This is a genomic window from Pseudomonas sp. efr-133-TYG-23, assembly GCF_030209215.1.
In the GTDB taxonomy this organism is placed as follows: domain Bacteria; phylum Pseudomonadota; class Gammaproteobacteria; order Pseudomonadales; family Pseudomonadaceae; genus Aquipseudomonas; species Aquipseudomonas rhodesiae.
In genome coordinates this window covers 20,090-37,835 of the sequence record NZ_JARVSL010000040.1, presented here as the reverse complement: position 1 = coordinate 37,835, position 17,746 = coordinate 20,090, and the positions used below count along the sequence as shown (strand labels likewise).

General features: G+C 59.0%; 14 protein-coding genes and 4 tRNA genes. 8 read left to right on the top strand and 10 right to left on the bottom strand.

All coding sequences use genetic code 11. From position 1 onward, the window contains the following. Positions 1-54 precede the first annotated feature (54 nt). Together QRN41_RS23915 and rdgC are read right to left on the bottom strand one after the other, a co-directional pair. Positions 55-1,020 carry a bile acid:sodium symporter family protein gene (locus QRN41_RS23915; protein ID WP_034112747.1) on the bottom strand — a complete coding sequence of 322 codons (966 nt, stop codon included), beginning with the start codon at positions 1,018-1,020 and terminating at the stop codon, positions 55-57. A 159-nt stretch (positions 1,021-1,179) separates the two neighbouring features. Further along, positions 1,180-2,100, bottom strand: a complete 921-nt coding sequence (rdgC, locus tag QRN41_RS23910) for a recombination-associated protein RdgC (RefSeq protein ID WP_047882847.1) — start codon at positions 2,098-2,100, stop codon at positions 1,180-1,182. 159 nt (positions 2,101-2,259) lie between these two features. Between rdgC and QRN41_RS23905 the strand changes: the two genes are divergently transcribed. Both QRN41_RS23905 and QRN41_RS23900 read left to right on the top strand, forming a co-directional pair. Continuing rightward, positions 2,260-2,335 (top strand) — tRNA-Val (locus QRN41_RS23905). Between the two features lie 19 nt (positions 2,336-2,354). Then, positions 2,355-2,431, top strand: a tRNA-Asp gene (locus QRN41_RS23900). 139 nt (positions 2,432-2,570) lie between these two features. On the opposite strand, the gene QRN41_RS23895 is transcribed toward QRN41_RS23900, so the two are convergent. From QRN41_RS23895 to QRN41_RS23885, 3 genes are all read right to left on the bottom strand, one after another. Beyond that, positions 2,571-5,003 carry a TonB-dependent siderophore receptor gene (locus tag QRN41_RS23895; RefSeq protein ID WP_167418346.1) on the bottom strand — a complete coding sequence of 811 codons (2,433 nt, stop codon included), beginning with the start codon at positions 5,001-5,003 and terminating at the stop codon, positions 2,571-2,573. 78 nt (positions 5,004-5,081) lie between these two features. Continuing rightward, positions 5,082-6,065 (bottom strand): FecR family protein, encoded by a 984-nt coding sequence (locus QRN41_RS23890; protein ID WP_285422198.1) that lies wholly within the window; start codon positions 6,063-6,065, stop codon positions 5,082-5,084. 6 nt (positions 6,066-6,071) lie between these two features. Then, positions 6,072-6,590, bottom strand: coding sequence for a sigma-70 family RNA polymerase sigma factor (locus QRN41_RS23885; protein WP_034096723.1), 519 nt, complete (start codon positions 6,588-6,590; stop codon positions 6,072-6,074). Positions 6,591-6,792: 202 nt separating this feature from the next. On the opposite strand from QRN41_RS23885, the gene QRN41_RS23880 reads away from it, so the two are divergent. Further along, positions 6,793-6,868, top strand: a tRNA-Val gene (locus QRN41_RS23880). Between the two features lie 19 nt (positions 6,869-6,887). Continuing rightward, positions 6,888-6,964, top strand: a tRNA-Asp gene (locus QRN41_RS23875). Between the two features lie 307 nt (positions 6,965-7,271). On the opposite strand, the gene QRN41_RS23870 is transcribed toward QRN41_RS23875, so the two are convergent. Next, a complete protein-coding gene (locus QRN41_RS23870) occupies positions 7,272-8,438 on the bottom strand; it encodes a catalase family protein (RefSeq protein ID WP_034137634.1) in 1,167 nt (388 codons plus the stop codon). Beyond that, positions 8,435-10,243: a di-heme-cytochrome C peroxidase gene (locus QRN41_RS23865; RefSeq protein ID WP_167418348.1), complete on the bottom strand. Its 1,809-nt coding sequence runs from the start codon at positions 10,241-10,243 to the stop codon at positions 8,435-8,437. The genes QRN41_RS23870 and QRN41_RS23865 overlap by 4 nt, the downstream gene beginning before the upstream one ends. A 247-nt stretch (positions 10,244-10,490) precedes the next feature. Between QRN41_RS23865 and bamJ the strand changes: the two genes are divergently transcribed. The 4 genes from bamJ (at position 10,491) to QRN41_RS23845 (ending at position 12,779) form a co-directional block, all read left to right on the top strand. Next, the gene (gene bamJ / locus QRN41_RS23860; RefSeq protein ID WP_034137636.1) at positions 10,491-11,222 is read left to right on the top strand and encodes a BamJ family beta-barrel-assembly machinery protein; all 732 of its coding nucleotides are present in this window, start codon (positions 10,491-10,493) and stop codon (positions 11,220-11,222) included. Positions 11,223-11,520: 298 nt separating this feature from the next. Next, positions 11,521-11,976, top strand: coding sequence for a YkvA family protein (locus QRN41_RS23855; RefSeq protein ID WP_167418349.1), 456 nt, complete (start codon positions 11,521-11,523; stop codon positions 11,974-11,976). Between the two features lie 96 nt (positions 11,977-12,072). Next, a complete protein-coding gene (locus QRN41_RS23850; RefSeq protein WP_094066258.1) occupies positions 12,073-12,411 on the top strand; it encodes a helix-turn-helix domain-containing protein in 339 nt (112 codons plus the stop codon). Continuing rightward, entirely contained in the window at positions 12,408-12,779 is a 372-nt protein-coding gene (locus tag QRN41_RS23845) for a hypothetical protein (protein ID WP_034096729.1), read from the top strand. Before QRN41_RS23850 ends, QRN41_RS23845 begins: the two co-directional genes overlap by 4 nt. Here the strand turns inward: QRN41_RS23845 and QRN41_RS23840 are convergent. The 3 genes from QRN41_RS23840 to QRN41_RS23830 form a co-directional block, all read right to left on the bottom strand. Beyond that, complete coding sequence (locus tag QRN41_RS23840; RefSeq protein WP_167418350.1) at positions 12,776-14,545, bottom strand: bifunctional diguanylate cyclase/phosphodiesterase; 1,770 nt, start codon at positions 14,543-14,545, stop codon at positions 12,776-12,778. The genes QRN41_RS23845 and QRN41_RS23840 overlap by 4 nt on opposite strands. Before the next feature lie 118 nt (positions 14,546-14,663). Then, the gene (locus QRN41_RS23835) at positions 14,664-16,745 is read right to left on the bottom strand and encodes a carboxy terminal-processing peptidase (protein ID WP_173603440.1); all 2,082 of its coding nucleotides are present in this window, start codon (positions 16,743-16,745) and stop codon (positions 14,664-14,666) included. 333 nt (positions 16,746-17,078) lie between these two features. Then, complete coding sequence (locus QRN41_RS23830; protein ID WP_034137640.1) at positions 17,079-17,732, bottom strand: HAD family hydrolase; 654 nt, start codon at positions 17,730-17,732, stop codon at positions 17,079-17,081. Between the last annotated feature and the right edge of the window lie 14 nt (positions 17,733-17,746).

The following is a 17,746-nucleotide window of genomic DNA, read 5'->3' as shown; positions in this document are numbered from 1 at the left end:
GTCGCGGGGTCGTCCCCGCGAAGGGCGTTAGAGTGCCGAACATCGATCACGCGATCAAGTTGGCGGGGTGCTCTCCAGTGGGAGACGGTCTTGCGCTTCGCTCATCCGGCGGAAGTAAGTCGACAGCAATGCCCCGGAAATATTGTGCCAGACGCTGAACAGCGCGCTCGGCACCGCCGCCAGTGGCGAGAAGTGCGCGCTGGCCAGCGCGGCGCCTAGCCCGGAGTTTTGCATGCCCACCTCCAGTGCCAGGGATTTGCGTTGTGCCAAGGGCAGTTTGAACAGGCGACCGGTGAAGTAACCCAGCAAGTAGCCGAAGCTGTTATGCAGCATCACCACCGCCATGATCAACAGGCCCGACTCGGCAATCTTGGCCTGGCTCGCCGCAACCACCGCCGCGACGATCGTCACGATGCTGATCACCGACACCAGCGGCAATACCTCCACCGCATGGCGCACGCGCTCACCAAGCACGCGTTGCGCCACCACGCCGAGCACGATCGGCAGCAGCACCACTTGCAGGATCGACCAGAACAGCTCCATGAATGACACCGGCAACCAGGCTGACGCCAGTAACCAGATCAGCGCCGGCGTCAGCAGCGGAGCGAGGAGGGTGGTGACGGCGGCGATGGCCACCGACAACGCCAGATCGCCACGGGCCAGCCAAGTCATGACGTTGGACGAGGTACCGCTTGGGCAGCAGCCCACCAGGATCACGCCGACGGCAATTTCCGGCGGCAGATGAAACACCTGGCACAACAACCAGGCCACGCCGGGCATGATCACAAAGTGCGCCACCACGCCCAGCGCCACGCGCCATGGGTGCCGGGCGACTTCAGCGAAGTCATCCAGCTTCAGGGTCAGCCCCATACCGAACATCACCAGCCCCAGTAACGGCACGATGGCGCTTTTCAGGCCAATGAACCAGGACGGTTCGAAGAACGCCACAACGGCGAAAATCAACACCCAATAGGCGAAGGTATTGCCGACGAAGCGGCTCAGGCTGGCGAGGGCGCGCATGGGAATGTCCTTTTTCGTTGGTCTTTTTTTGAAGGGTTGATGCGGTCAAATGTGTGAGGGGGCTTGCCCGTGATCGCACTGTGTCAGCCAATGAATAAGTTGACCGACACAGCGCAATCCAGAACACGGGCCCCTAACGCCTCCCGATCCTCACACGGCTTAGATGCCCTGCGGGGTCTCTTCTCCGCCCAGTGCTTCGATCAGCGCCGGCAGGAAGTCGCCGAATGTCAGCATCATCAGGGTAAAGCTGGCATCCAACTGGCCCAGGGCTTCGTCGCCGCCGTCCTGTTCCGCCTGATCCTGCAGCAGGTCTTCGAACTTCAGGCGCTTGACGGTCATTTTGTCGTCGAGCATGAAGGACAATTTGTCTTGCCAGGCCAGGGCCAACTGAGTCACGACTTTGCCGGTGGTCAGATGAAGCTGGATTTCTTCGCTGGTCAGGTCCTGACGCTTGCAACGCACGATGCCGCCGTCTTCGTGAGTGTCGCGCAGCTCGCACTCGTCGAGGACGAAGAAGTCATCGGCCGGTTTCTGGGTGGTGACCCAGTCGGTCATGATGGCGGTCGGTGCGGTTTTCACCGTCAGCGGACGTACCGGCAGGGTGCCGATCACTTCACGCAGGGTGGAGAGCAGATCTTCGGCGCGCTTGGGGCTGGCCGAGTTCACCAGGATCAGACCTTGTTTCGGCGCGATGGCGGCAAAGGTCGACGAGCGACGAATAAATGCGCGGGGCAGGAAGGCCTGGATGATCTCATCCTTGATCTGGTCGCGTTCTTTCTTATAGACCTTGCGCATCTGCTCGGCCTCGATCTCTTCGACTTTCTCCTTGAGTGCGTCACGCACCACGCTGCCCGGCAGAATGCGTTCTTCCTTGCGCGCGGCGATCAGCAGGAAGTCACCGCTGACGTGCACCAGGGGCGCATCTTCACCTTTGCCGAACGGGGCGACAAAACCGTAAGTGGTCAACTCCTGGCTTGCACATGGGCGCGCCAGCTTGGTGGCCATGGCCGCTTCCAACGCCTCGGCATCAACAGGCAGATCTTGGGTCAGGCGATAGATAAGCAGGTTCTTGAACCACATGGGGTGAGTCTCTCCTTTATACAAAGGGGGGCATTATTCTCTTCATATCGCGCCAGGCCAACCCTGCCTAAGCCATTGGAAGCTATCAAAAAAAAGATTTAAGAAAGTGCTTGCCAGACTTGGGGGCGCTCCGTAGAATGCGCGCCACACCGAAACGAAGGGTGATTAGCTCAGCTGGGAGAGCATCTGCCTTACAAGCAGAGGGTCGGCGGTTCGATCCCGTCATCACCCACCATTCGCTTCAAGTGTTACGCGCAGCGGTAGTTCAGTCGGTTAGAATACCGGCCTGTCACGCCGGGGGTCGCGGGTTCGAGTCCCGTCCGCTGCGCCATATTCGGTAACCTGGAACACTGAACGCCAGGTCACCACAGAAAGCCCGCTCATTGAGCGGGCTTTTTACTGTCTGGACTTTGCATAAACTGAAAAACGCCGCCGATCAGGTTTGATCAGCGGCGTTTTTTATTGGGGCTCTAGAAATCCCAGCGCGTGGTCACCATAAAATTGCGCGGCTCGCCGTAAGCGGCGGAGTTATAGAAGCCGATATTGGTGTAGTAGTGCTTGTCGAACAGGTTGTTGACGTTCAGTGTGGCCGACAGATTCTTAGTGACCTGATACTTGGTCATCACATCCACCAGCCAATAAGCGTCCTGGGAGAACTCTTCGTATTGCTTATGCGGGTTGTTGTAGATGTCCTGCCAGCCAACGCTCTGCCAGCGTACGCCACCGCCGACGGTCAACTTGTCCAATTGGCCCTTGAGTTGGTAGGTGGTGTACAGCTTGACCTGATCTTCAGGCTCGAAGGTGGAGATTTTTTCGTCCTTGTCGTCGCGCACTATCTTGTGGGTGTAGCCGGCCTGAAGTTGCCAGCCGGGAGCAATCTCGCCGGACATCTCCAACTCATAACCTTTGGTAACGGCCTTGCTGCTTTTGTAGGCGTAGTTGTTTGGGATTGGCGTTTGGTTGTTGTACTCGTCATCCGAAAGCGCGCGATTGGATTCATGGATTTCAAAGTAGGCTGCACTGGCGTTCACGCGACCGTCGAGGAAGTCGGCTTTCAGGCCCAGCTCCCAGTTCTGGCCTTCGTCGGGCTCAAGCAGCTTGTTGTCGCGGTCGCGGTTGTAATTCTCCTGCGGCATGAAGATATCGGTGTAGCTGGCGTACACCGAGTACGTGTCGTTAAGGTCGTACACGGCACCGACGTAAGGTACGAAACGTCCAGACTCACGGTAATTGGGGTTGTAGCCTGTGACCTGGTAGTTGACCACGCGTCCGCCCAGCAGCAGCTTGAGGTCGTCGGCAAGGTTCAGGCGCGTGGTGACATAAGCGCCTGTCTGGCGCACGGTGTCATCGGTCAGCGATTGTGCCTGACCCCAATCCGGTATGGCGGCGTGCCCGTGCCAGTTATTGAAATCGACGATATTCGGCGAGAGATTCCAGTAGCCTTTACCTTTCCATTCGGAGGCGCTGATGGAGCCGCCCAGCACCAGTTCATGTTCTCGACCTCCCAGGCTGAACGGGCCGCTCACGTATAGATCGGCGGAATCGCTGACAGTTTCCCCGGTGTACTTGCCCGACGTGAGTTGCGCGGTGCCATCCGGTTGAGGCTGGTCGCCTTGGATCGAACCCATCAACGCGTGGTAGCCGTTGATCTTGTGATCCAATTGCAGCTTGGTCACCCATCCATCACCCAGATCGTGCTCAAGCACGGCAAATACGGTGCGCGTGTATTGCTCCCAACTGCTCCAGTCGGCGGCGTTGTTGAACGAGCGCTTGACGCTATTGTGATCGCCTTTGGCGTTGATCAGCGGAAAACTGCCCGACCATGAAGAACCCTTTGGCAGCGTGTCCTGATAGTCGCCGCCTACGGTCAGCAGGGTGTCGGGTGACAGATCGAACTCCATGATGCCGTAGTACGTGGGACTCTGGCGCGAGTAGTGGTCCATGAACGAATGCTTGTCCTGGTACGCCGCCACGGCTCTGCCGCGCACGTTGCCACTTTCGGTCAGCGGACCGCTGACATCCAGCTCGCTGCGGTAGTTGTCCCAGGAGCCGGCGCCGAGGGTGGCGTGTCCTTGAAAGTCTGCGGTAGGTTTCTTACGCACCAGGTTAATTGTCGCCCCCAGCGAGCCTGCGCCAGTGAGTAGGCCGGTGGCACCCTTGAGCACTTCGACGCGATCGTAGATCGCCATGTCGCTCAGGGTGTTGCCCGCTGAGTAAGCGACATTGCGCGCCGTGGACGGAATGCCGTCGTACTGGAAGTTGTTGATGGAAAAACCCCGGGCATAGTAGTTGGTACGCTCGGTGTCGAAGGCTGACACAGTGATGCCGGGTGTATGGCGCATCACATCGTCGACGTTGGTCAGGCCGAAATCATCCATGTGCTGGCGGGTGACTACCGAGACCGATTGCGGCGTTTCCTTGGGCGTCAGCACCAGCCGTGTCGAGGTCGCGATTGTGCCGGGCGTGTAGGATCCGGTGCCCTCGGTGACGTTACCGAGCTGGTTACCGCTGACTTGGGTCGGGCTCAGCTCCATGGTGCCGCCGCCGCTGACGGGCGCGGGTTCCAGCGCATAGACTTGATCGCCTTTTACCGCACGGTAGCCGCTGCCTTGCAGCAAACTGTCGAAACCGTCCTGGATGCCGTAGGGGCCTTTCAGACCTTGCCCTTGAAGGCCTTCCAGTTCGTGGGACTGGAACACGATGGCGACGCCCGCCTGCTGGGCAAACCGATTGAGCGAGCTGCCTAGCGGCCCGGCTGGAATGTCGTAAGTCCGAGTGGTGATGCTGGCGACGTCTGCATGGGCCAGACTCATATTTAATGTGATGGTGGTGATCAGCGCCAGCGACAGTGGCGCGCTTTTCAGGAGTCGAAAACGTCTGCCCGCGGGGGAGGGGGTAGGCATGGTGAAGGTAGTCCTTTATGTGCTGAATTACCTTCCTTGACGGGCAGCTTCACAAAAACCGGAAGCAAATGCGAATAATTATTCATTGGGCGGCATTGCGGGTGTGACGACGATCAGCCAAGGGGTGAAAGCCTGGGCCCGTATCGGCAGTGTTTGCGCCAACAGTTGCAAGGCATGGTCGCTGTCATCCAGCGGTATGACGGCAGATACTCGTATGCCTTGGAGCGCATGGCGATCGAATTGCACACGGCCGGCGCGATGCCGGGCGATTTCGTCCAGCACCTCGGGCAATGGCCGATTCTCGACCACCAATTGATGACGGCGCCACGCCTCGTTGATGCTGGCCGGGTCGACCGTGCCGCTCAGGCGGACGTCATTCGAGCGCATCAGGGCCTGCGAGCCTGCGTCGACCTCCAGCGTCTGCTCGCCATCGGCACTGTGTGCGGCTACGCGGGATTCGAGCATGCTCAGCACGGTGACATCACCGTCTCGCTTGACCACGAACCGTGTGCCCCGCGCGCGCAATGTGCCTTGAGGTGTCTGCACGACAAACGGCCGCGTGCTGTCGTGGGCCACTTCCACCAGGATTTCGCCTTGCAGCAAATCGATACGGCGCTGCTTGCCATCGAAATGCAGGTTCGCCGCGCTGACGCCGTTGAAGGCCAGCGTCGAACCATCTGCCAATTGCAGGGTTTTCCATTGGCCCGGACCGTTGCGTACATCGGCCATCCATTGCTGGGGGTAAGGGCTGACAAGCAATGCGGTTGTTGGAATCGCCAGGCTGCACGCCAATACCAATGCGCGCACGGCGTTCTTGCTACGGCGGTTTCTAGGCTGCGCGAAAGCCGCGTTCAGCGCCGCCTTGGCTAGGTTTTTTTTGCCGCGCAGGGCCTGCATGCGGGCAATGACTACTTCCATTCGAGCGGCGGCCGCAGCGTGATGCGGGCTTTGCTGTTTCCAGCGTTCGAACGCCTGGCGCTGGGGCTCATTCAGTTCGCCTTCATGCAGGTGCAGGAGCCATTCGGCGGCTTGCTCTTCGATCTCTGGGTGGCTATCCGACATGCTTTATCAAGTATCCATGCTATGGCCGCAGTGCATGAGCGCCTGGATCAGATATTTGCGTACAGTGCGTTCCGACAATTTGAGCTGGCGAGCGATTTGCTGCTGGGTCATTTCTTCCAGGTAATACAGCACGAATGCCTGGCGTGCGTATTCGTGCATGCCTTCCAGGATAAACGCGATCTGTTCAAGGGCTTCAAGGGTGGTGTGGATCTGCTCCGGGGATTGAAACCCCTCCAATGCGTCCACCGTGAGGGCCAATTCCTGCAGGTAGGCTTGTTCAATCTGTCGGCGCCGCGTCTGGTCAATGATCAGGCGCCGGGCAGTGGTGCTCAGATAAGCCCGGGGTTCGCGAATGCCGGCCACGGATTCGCGCGCGTTTAGGATGCGTGCAAACGTATCCTGGGCCAGGTCGGCCGCATGATGCCGGCAGCGCAGTTTGCGTCGCAGCCAAGTGAGCAGCCAGCCATGATGCTCGCTGTAGAGCTGGGAAATTTCCCGTTGGAATGGCGGTTCACCCACAGACATAGGCGTGACTCAGGCGTTATTGAGAATGGTTTTTAATTGTGCGGCCAAGCAGCAGGTAAACGCAATAGACTCGCGTTTGAAGGGGAGTGGAGCCTGTTTTTACGGGCCTTTTCCGGTCATAAGAAAAATTTTTAAATAAAGTGCATTTAAATCAAGACATTGCGAAATTTTGCTGTATGATGCCGCCCACACCGAAAGTGAAGGGTGATTAGCTCAGCTGGGAGAGCATCTGCCTTACAAGCAGAGGGTCGGCGGTTCGATCCCGTCATCACCCACCATTCGCTTCAAGTGTTACGCGCAGCGGTAGTTCAGTCGGTTAGAATACCGGCCTGTCACGCCGGGGGTCGCGGGTTCGAGTCCCGTCCGCTGCGCCATATTCGGTAACCTGGACCACTGAACGCCAGGTCACCACAAGAAGCCCGCTCATTGAGCGGGCTTTTTTGTGCCTGGGATTTGGTTAGCCCGCTTTTCCTTGCGCGGCTGACGGATAGCCAGGTGCTCGAAGCAAAACGAGGCCGTGCCGAAAACCGCGATAAGGGTCAGTACGATCATGCCGAGGGTTGAGCTTTCCACAGTGATTTCCTAAATGATGGGATAGGAAATCACGCTAAGTGCATGGCGAAAACTCCTCAATAGACCCGACGCAATCCTTACAGCGTCGGGCCCTTTATTACGTACTCTTTACGGTGCGTTGCGGCTATGGCGGTAGTCGCTGACTGCTTCATACACCGCCTTGCGCAGGCGGTTGATACCGCCGATGGGGCGGTGCTCCGCGACGCCAAACCAGGGGTTGAACGATTGGTTGTCGCACGCCAGGTTTTGCGCCGGGGTGTCGAAGTCCTGAGCGGGAATCCGGACGGTGGCTACGGTTTCATAGGGCGCGTCGCTCTCTTTCCACTCGATGCTGGTGTCTTCGATGGGCATGAACTTCTGCGGATTCTGCCGCTGGATCTGCAAGACGAAGCACGCCGGTACACGATCTGTCGACAGCTGCTGGCTCAAGGCACTGCGCAAGAAGTTCGGCAGGTCCTGGTTCTGTTTGGGCAGCACGTACTCCGGGCAGTTCTGTGGGGCGGGCGCTACGCGGAATTTGGCATTGGCCGCGCCGAACTTGTAGGGCGATACCGAAAAGTAGGTAGTCTGCGTCGGGCTGGCCGGTGCCGGCGCCAGAGTTGCCAGGGCGATAAACAGATGGCGCACTTGCCATGTGCGTGGGTCGATCTTGGGAAAGAACGCCAGCACTTTCTTGCCGTCCGCCTGGGCGCCGATGTTCTGGGCGTACTCCGCGACGTCGCTGACGAAAAAGTTGGGATGGCTGAACATCACAAAGTCTTGTTCGGTACGGCTTTGTTGGTCCGCCAGCAGTTGTTTGCCCGGTACGTCGAGTAACTTGAGCGCCATGCCCCGCGCGTCGCGGATGCTGTCGAACTGTGGGTAGGCATTGCCGTTTGACAGCCGCATGCTGGCCTGCCAGGTCTTACCGGGTTCGGCGAACACGCCCTGGCGCAGCGCAGGGTCCAGATCGCTCAATACACTGACTTCGGCCTTCACGCAGCCATGTGCTTTGGCGTGGGCGTCGCGCAGGTAGCGCGTGCCTTCGCGATGCTGATCGACGATGCGCACCGCCGTCTGGATGATGCCTTGGGTCATCGCTGCTTCACCCGGCGGCACTTGCTCATCCGCCGACACCGGGCCGCTATGTTGCCACGCATACCAGGCCGTGGTCGCCAGCCAGCCAATCAGGCCCAGCGTTACCAGCCAGAGCAACGTCTTGCCAAGAAAGCGGCCAACCCACAACCAGAGGCGTGCAAACAGGGAAGGGCGGTCATATTGAGATCGAATCATCATGGCAGTTGTTGCTCCAAAGGGCCGCCCAGTACTTTGAGGTATTCCAGCAGCGCCCAGCGTTCCTGGGGCAGCAGGCCACGGCCAATCACGCCGTTGCCTCGTTGGCCGGCACGGAATTCGTGGCCGCTGTTATGGTTACCCGTCACCCGGGTGTCGAACAGGAAGGCATTCTTGAACGCCGCGGTCTCAAAGCCCAAATGGCGCGGATCGTACTCGAAGGTGCCCTTATAAAAAGTGGTGCTGCGCTCATCCTGGGGCGAGAGCAGTTGGTAAATAGTCGGCACCGAACCATTGTGCAGGAACGGTGGCGTGGCCCACACGCCGGCCAGTGGGCGCGCCTTGTAGGCACGCAACTCGCGCACGCCGATCGGCAGGCCATAGCCATCCAGGCGTGGGCGCTCGGCCGGAGTCACGCCGGCGGCGCGGTAGGCGTGGTCTTCAACGAAGGCGGTGACGTAGGCCAGGCCCTTGGCCACCGACATTTTCTTCAGGTCCAGCGGTTCGGTCGGGGTGGGGTGCAGTTCGACATTCAGTCGGGCCAGTTCGGCCGGGTCCCATTGCAGGGCGCTGAGGTCGTAACGTTGATCGGCAATGTTGCTGGCGGTACCGGGGTCGGTGCCGATGTACTCAACCGGCAGCATTTTCAAGTGCTGCACTGGCCGACCATTTTCCTCGGTCACATTCGGTACGTGGCAGCCTGCGCAGTTTTCGGCGAACAGCGCGCGACCTTGGGCGGCCAGAGGCTTGTCAACGGCGCCGAACAGGTCTTCCGGCCAGGTGGGCGGTTTGAGGCGTTGCAGGGTTTCTTCAATCAGGTTGAGGTCGCGCACCCGTACGCTGGAAGGGTAGCGCGCCTCGCCTTGCAGGGGTTGACCGGCGCTGTCGAAGAAGGTCAGGGTCGCGCCGACGCCCAGGGCTTCGCCGATGTTGCGTGCCATGGGTTGTTGCGCCGAGCCGTTCCATTGCACCCAGTCGAAGGTCCAGATATCCCACAGCTGCGGGTAGTCCACGGGGGCATTGGCGACGCGGTAGTTGTCCGGCGAAATCCCATCGCCAAAGCTGGCGTTGGCGATGCGCCCAAAGGCGTCGGTGCGACCGGGGCCCTCTTCGGTGGGATAGAGGCCGCGGTGGGTATCGTTCCAGGCTACTTTGAGAAATTGATTCAGCGACTGTTTGAAGTCCTGACGCAGTTGGCTGCGGTCGGTTTCATATCGATCCCCCAGCACCTGACGGGCGAAGCGCTCGAATTTCCAGGGGTTGTAATAGGTTGCCGCCAGGCTGGCGACGAGGGCCTGGCCGAAGCTGCCGCCGCGCAGGGTGGGTACGCTAGATGGCAAAACGTGTTGGGCTGAGCCGCCGTCGATACGCAGCGCCTGGCCTTGGAAATGCAACTCGCCGGTATGGCACGCGGCGCAGGTGATATCCAGGTATTCAACCTTGCTGTCGGCATCTTTATGACGGGCGAACCCCACCGGCAGGTTGCCGGGGTTTTGTGCGGAGGGTACTTGCTTGGGGTCGACCAGAAAGCCGAAGCGCGCCAGGTATTCTGGTGTGGCGAAACGTCGCTCGGAGAACGGCAATTCCAGGGCGGTGAACCAATCGTAATGCAGGCCTTTTACCTGGGTGCCCTGAGGCGTGAAGTAGTAGGTCTGGCGGTCGGCGGCGCTCCATTGGTCTTGGTAATGCACCTGCTTCACCGGCACAGGGTCCGGCAGCTTGGGATTGGCGGTGTAATAGATCACTACAGCCAGAATTAGACCCAGCACGAGCCCGATCAGCAGCAAAATACGGGAAAAAATGCGCAAGATAACTATCCTTGTCGAGGGGTTGCGTTGTTATGCCACTACGCCAGAGGTGCGGCAAGTGGCCATGAGCCTGGATAAAGGCGGTCCCGCAGTCCGTCGCGGGCCCTCATAATGAATGAAAATGCTTTTAAACACGTGAACTTATCGGAAGTTTCCTGCTCACATGCCGGTAGCCATTGGTCGTGGCCGCCTGATAAGCTCGCGACTTTATTCAAATGCCCTATTGGCGCATGAACAAGGAAATAGCATGAAACAGCATCGGTTGGCGGCGGCGGTGGCCCTGGTTAGCCTGGTACTTGCGGGTTGTGATTCGCAGACCAGCGTAGAGCTGAAAACCCCGGCGCAAAAAGCTTCCTACGGCATCGGCCTGAACATGGGCAAAAGCCTTGCCCAGGAAGGCATGGATGATCTGGATTCAAAAGCAGTAGCCCAAGGCATCGAAGATGCCGTCGGCAAGAAAGAGCAGAAGCTCAAAGACGACGAACTGGTTGAAGCGTTCGCCGCACTGCAAAAACGTGCTGAAGAACGCATGGCTAAGATGAGCGAAGAGTCGGCAGCCGCCGGCAAGAAATTCCTCGAAGACAATGCCAAGAAAGACGGCGTCGTGACCACTGCGTCCGGCCTGCAGTACAAAATCGTGAAGAAGGCCGACGGCCCGCAGCCTAAGCCAACCGACGTGGTGACCGTGCATTACACCGGTAAACTCACCAACGGCACCACTTTTGACAGCTCCGTGGATCGCGGCAGCCCGATTGACCTGCCGGTTAGCGGCGTGATTCCGGGTTGGGTCGAAGGCCTGCAACTGATGCACGTTGGCGAAAAGGTCGAGCTGTATATCCCGTCCGACCTGGCCTACGGCGCTCAGAGCCCGAGCCCGGCGATTCCAGCCAACTCCGTGCTGGTATTTGACCTGGAGCTGCTGGGCATCAAGGACCCAGCCAAGGCTGAAGCCCCTGCCGCACCGGCCGCCAAGAAGTAATCGGCGCCTGAACACACAACGCCCCGTCTCGACGGGGCGTTGTTGTTTCTGCGGTTCGCGTACATCCAAACGAACGTCCGCAACCTGTAACAGTCTGATATAACACTCGAGCACGGGTAACCGCACAGCAACGCCAAGTCAATGAAATCTTGGGTTTTTTTGAGGTGCGCAAAAAACGCCCGATCTGACTGCAAGCCTTGTAACCCGTGGCTTTCAGGCCGCAAAACAGGCTCTGTTCACAAGGTTATCCACAATTTGTGTGGATAACCTTGTGCGTAGGCTGGAACTGGAGTGACCGATGAAACCACCCTTCAATTTCACCCGCTTTCTGCCCATGGCGGCACGCTTGCTGGGGCGTGGGCGCTTGCCGACCCTGTTGTTTGCCGTCGCTGCCAAGGGTTCCAGCCAAGGCGGCCGCCTGGGCAAACTCAAAGATGACCTCAAGCTGCTTCAGGCCCTTTGCCTGGCTTACTGGCGCGGCGAATACCGCGCCATCAGCCCCAAGGCACTGATCTCGATCGTGGCGGGGCTGATGTACTTTCTGAGCCCGGTCGACGCGATCCCGGACTTTATCCCCATGTTTGGTATGTTCGATGATATCGCCGTACTAGCATGGATCCTGAAGACGCTGGACGGCGAACTTAACGCCTTCCGCGCTTGGCGTGAGGCGCAGCGCCCGGAGAAGCTCGCCGTAGTCGAGCGCCTGCCTGCCACACCGGCGCTGCTCGCCCAGGAAAACCCGCAAAAAAACTGATGGCATCGCTATCCCCCTGCGACCTCTATGGCTGTTAGGATTACACTCCTAAGGAAAGTGCTTACGTTGTAAGTGTTGTTATCCTACGGGGCAGTCATGGATATTCAGATAATTTCACGCGACGGCGCACCCGAATACGCGGTGTTGCCATGGGAGCAGTACCAGGCGCTGCTTAAAGCGGCCGGTCAGCAACAGCCTCCGTCAGTTGTTTCCTCTCCTGCCCAGAGCACGGTCGATCAGGATCTGCGTCCGCTCGCCGACCTGCGCGGCCTGCGTGAAGCCAAGGGCCTTGCTATTGAAGTGCTGGCCCGCACCGTGGGTATCAGCCCCTCGTATCTTGGATTGATCGAGAGTGGCGAGCGTCAGCCGGATGCTGCGATCCGCCGCAGCCTGGCCTGGGAATTGGGTGTGGCAGGTTGGAGGGATGAATCTTGAGCCTACGTATCAGCCGTCAACACTGGGATGGGTTGCTCAACGAGCTGGACCAGGCGCGCCGCCAGCGCCATCTACTGACGTATCGGGCGCTGCTGGAGCGTTTGCAGTTTCCCTCACCGGCCATGCAGACCTTGGCCGCCGCCCTGGAGCACCTGGCGGCCTTAGATGCCAAGGCCGATCAGCCGCTGCGTAGCTCCTTGGTGATCAGCCAGGGCGCCAGTCGCCTGCCGCGTACTGGTTTTTTTGAATGCGTGGAGCGTCTGGGACGTTTCAGCGGACCGTCCGACGGTGTGGCCGCTGCCTCCTGGCATGCTTCCGAAGTGGTACGGGTGTTCGAATACGAGTATCCGGAATCCGCCGAGGCTTAAAGCGCTGGCGAGAGCATGTCCATGCTGTTGATCACATGGACGCTATAGCCCTCCATGTCCTTGGCATGATGCTTGGCCTGCGACGCCAGCTCTGCCAACTGGCTGGCGTCGAGCTGTTCACAGGCCTGTGGATGTAGATGGACAACGCCGATCGACAGCGAAAGCAGGGCAAACTCCTGGCGCACACCCTGGCGGTTCAATGCGACGAAGCAGCCGGCATCCAGGTGTTCGGCGCGGTAGAAGCGCCGGCATTGGGTGTGAAAATCATCCAGCAACTGGTTGAGCCGCTTGCGCCAATCCTGCGGCCCCAGCACCAGCAAAAAATCATCGCCGCCGATATGCCCGACGAAGTCGCGGCTTGGGTCGACCCGGTCGTTCAGGCACTGTGCCAGGCACAGCAACACCTCATCCCCCCGTCCGTAGCCATAGATATCGTTGAAGGGCTTGAAGCTGTCGATGTCCACGTAACAGATCACCGACTCCCGTTGCTGTTGTAACAGTCGCGTGAGGCATTGCTGAATCGGCACGTTGCCCGGCAGCAATGTCAGTGGATTAGCGTAGCGCGCCTGTTGGATTTTCAGCTCGGTGATCAACTTCAGCACGTCGATCACTCGGCCCAGGCCCAGGTAGTCGCCATTGAGCGTGATGATGAAATCTTCCTCGATCCGCTGCCGTGCACGGCTGGTCAGCAGACGGCTGACCTGTTGCAGTGATTGGCTCAGTTCCACCGCCAGGAAGTCGCTACTCATCAGGCGGCTGATGGGCTTGCGCGCAAACAGATCGGTAGCGAACGGCTTGAGCAGCGCGTCGGACAACGAATGCCGGTGCACGATGCCCACCGGATGGCCGCGGCCATCGAGCACCGCCAGTGAATTGAGATTGGCCTGGCGGCGAAAGGCCTCCAGGACCTGGGCGGTGGCGGTGTCTTGATCCACCGCTGGTTGTTCGCTCAGCAGGGCACTGAGGTCGCTGCCTTCTTCGTTGAGGGACACGTTGGCGCTCTCAGGTTTGGGCAGCATCAACCGCGCTTCCTGCGGTGGCTGTTCCTGTGGCCGACAGAGCAGATAGCCCTGGACCAGGTCGACGCCCATTTCCGTCAATACCGCCAGCTCTTCCGGCAACTCGATACCTTCGGCGATCACTTGCGCGCGTGATGCCCTGGCGATTTGCAGGATCGAGCCGACAAACTCACGCTTGAGCGCATCCTGGTGGATGCCGTCGATAAAGTGTCGATCGATTTTCACGTAGTCGGGACGCAGTTCCGACCACAGGCGCAGGCTGGAATACCCGGCGCCCAGATCATCCAGGGCAATGGAAAAACCCATGTTGCGATAGTGGTGCAGGGCGGTCTGCAGTAGATCGAAATCGTCAGTGGGGGTTTGCTCGGTGAGTTCGATCACCACCTGGCTCGGCGGAATACCGAAGTCGTGCAGCAATTGCAGGGTGCGGCCCGGCTGGTGCGCCGTTTCCATCAAGGATTCCGGCGAGATGTTGAGGAACAGCTTGCCCGGCAGTTGCTGTTCGCTGAAGCGTCGGCAGGCACTTTCGCGACATGCCATTTCCAGGTCGCTCAGGCGTCCAGCTTGGCTGGCCACGGCGAACAGTGCGATGGGGGAGTGCAGGGGGCTGTTGGAGGGGCCGCGGCTGAGCGCTTCGTAGCCCAGAATACGGCGTTCGGATAAGCAGAGGATCGGCTGGAACAGGCTGTGCAAACTGCCTTGAGCCAGGATTGAGCCCAATGCGTTCAGCTGTTCGGTCATGGTCATGGCGATCTCGATCGAAAAAAAAGGACCCCAGGCATGATGCCTGGGGTCCTTTATTTCACGACAGAATGATGTCTATTTGATGACACTCCGGAGAGCGTTCACATTAAATCGCCATCATTTACTGCTTGGCTACCTGCTTGCTGATCTTGAGGTAGTCCAACAGGATCCGGCCCGTTTCGGCCAGGTAAGCGTCATCTTCAGGCTTGGTTTTATCCGCCTCGGTTGGCAAGGCGTCCTCGTCTTCTTTCTTCAGCTCTTTGAGCGGATCTTCACCCTTGGCTTTACGGCGGATGTTTTCCAGTACAAGTTGCTTGTTTTCGATATCGGTATGCTGAGCGCGGCGGTCCGCTTCGTTGAGGCTGACGGTTTTTTCTTCCATCAACTTCTTGGCCAGGGCCAGCTTGTCGCGGATAAACACGAACTCGGCGTCCTTGGCGGAGCGGGTGTCGTGATCAGCCTTGAGCTGCGCCAGGAACGGCTTGAACGGATCGGACGCCGGTTTGATCGCCGGGCGGATGGTGTCCCACGGCATGGCTTCCGGTAGAGCGCTTTCGCCGATTTCCTTGGTATCGATGACCGATGGGAAATCGATATCCGGCAGCACGCCCTGATGCTGGGTGCTCTGCCCGGACACCCGGTAGAACTTGGCCAATGTCAGCTTCAGCTCGCCATGGTTGAGCGGCTGGATGGTCTGCACGGTGCCTTTGCCGAAGGTCTGGCCACCGATGATCAACGCGCGGTGATAGTCCTGCATGGCACCGGCGAAAATCTCCGAAGCCGACGCCGAGAGGCGGTTGACCAACAACGCCATCGGCCCTTTGTAGAACGCGCCGGGGTTTTCGTCTTCCAGCACGTCGACACGGCCGTCGGCGTTGCGTACCAACACGGTCGGGCCTTTGTCGATAAACAGGCTGGTCAGCTCGGTGGCTTCTTGCAAGGAACCGCCGCCGTTGTTGCGCAGGTCGATGACCACGCCGTCGACTTTTTCCTTCTGCAATTCTGTCAGGATTTTCTTAACGTCGCGGGTGGTGCTCTTGTAGTTCGGGTCGCCAGCACGGAAGGCTTTGAAGTCCAGGTAGAAAGCCGGGATCTCAATGACGCCCAGTTTGTAATCCTTGCCATCTTGCTTGAGGTTAAGGACTTTCTTCTGCACGGCCTGGTCTTCGAGCTTCACCGCTTCACGGGTGATCGACACAATCTTGCTGGTCTGGTCGTTGGGGGCATTGGTGTGTGGAATCACTTCCAGGCGCACCACGCTGCCTTTCGGACCACGGATCAGCTTGACCACTTCGTCCAGGCGCCAGCCGACGACATCGACCATCTCTTTGTCTGCCTGGGCCACGCCGATGATCTTGTCGGCCGGTGCGACCTGCTTGGTCTTGTCGGCCGGACCTGCTGGCACCAGACGCACGATCTTGACTTGGTCGTTGTCGCTTTGCAGGACGGCACCGATGCCTTCCAACGACAGACTCATATTGATATCGAAATTTTCCGCGTTATCTGGCGACAGATAATTGGTGTGCGGGTCGTAGGACATCGCGAAGGTGTTGATGTACGCCTGGAAGATATCTTCGGCGCGGGTCTGATCCAGACGCGCCAGCTGATTCTTGTAACGCTTGGTCAACAGCTCTTGGATGGCCTTGGGCTCTTTGCCGGCAATCTTCAGGCGCAGCACTTCGTCTTTGACGCGTTTGCGCCACAGATCGTCGAGGGCAGCGGTGCTGGTCAGCCAAGGGGCGTCCTTGCGGTCTACCAGAAGAGTTTCTTTCTGGGTGAAGTCAAGTTTGTCGACGCCTTTGTCCAGTTCAGCCAGCGCGAAGTCCAGACGCGCTTTGACGCGGTCCAGGTAGCGCTTGTAGATGGTGAAACCGGGTTGCAGGTCGCCGCTCTTGAGGAAGTCGTCGAACTGGGTCTTCCACTTGTCGAACTCAGCGATATCGCTGGCCAGGAAGTAGCTGCGCGACGGATCCAGCAGCTTGAGGTAGCTGTCGTAGATGATCACCGAGCGCGCGTCGTCCAGCGGCGGCTTGCTGTAGTGATGGCGCTTGAGCAACTCGACGACGTTAAGGCTGGCGATCACCTCATCGCGATCCGGCTGAAGGTTGTCCCAGCTGTTGGCTGCGAACGTATGGGTCGACATCGACGCAAAGCCGAGACCAATGAAAAGAGCGAGGGCGGTGCTGGGGAACAGATGCTTCATGCTGGTTCGACGCGGGGGCAATTGATAACGCATATTAGGCCGTCTTTGAAGTCGCCGGTTCCGTGTGGGCCGGTCGCATAATGCAAAAAGCCCGACGCTACTGCTACGGGCTCAGTCCAGACTCACTATGGAGGCACTGTGAAAGCATTGCAAGGCGTTGAAGATCATGTGATGTGCTTGGCGTCTCGAGTCCTACATACGATGTAGGCTCTTTTCGCATTTCAATGATGACTTAGAACCTTTATCGCGCCGATTCATGACAGCATGGCCGGCTCTTTTTGCCATTGACTGACAGTGACGCTTGCACTTCGATCGGCGCGCGTTCCACACGCATCAATCCCAATGATGAATCGGCCAACCCGCCTGTTCGGCATGGGCCCTTAACACTGGGTCGGGGTTCACCACCTGGGGATGATCGACCTTCAACAGCAAGGGCAAGTCATTGCGCGAATCCGAATAGAAGTACGCGCCGTCCAAGGTTTGCTCTTCCTGCGCCAACCAGTCCAGCAAGCGCGTGATCTTACCCTCACGGTAGGTGAGGACCCCTACGGTTTTGCCGCTGTAAACGCCATGGCTGACATCCAGCTCGATGCCAAGCACCTCATCGATACCGATGCGCGCGGCAATCGGCTTGACCAAATGCGTGCCCGACGCGGAGATCACCAGAATCCGGTCGCCCTGAGCTCGGTGGCGGGCAATGGTTTTGGTGGCGTCGCTGTAGATCAGCGGTTCGATCACGTCTTCGACCCACGGCTCCACCAAGTGCTCGATTTCCTCCGGCGTGCGGCCGATCATCGGCTCCAGGCTGAAGTCCATAAAGTCTTCCATCGCCAGTTTGCCCTGGCTGTAGGCGTCCATCAGTTCGTTGTTCCTGCGCATGAACGACTCGGGGTCGACCCAGCCCAGACGGCCCATCTGCTCGCTCCATAAGGTGGCGCAGTCGCCGTGGATCAGGGTGTCGTCCAAATCAAAAATTACCAATGCCATCCGTTACGCTCTCT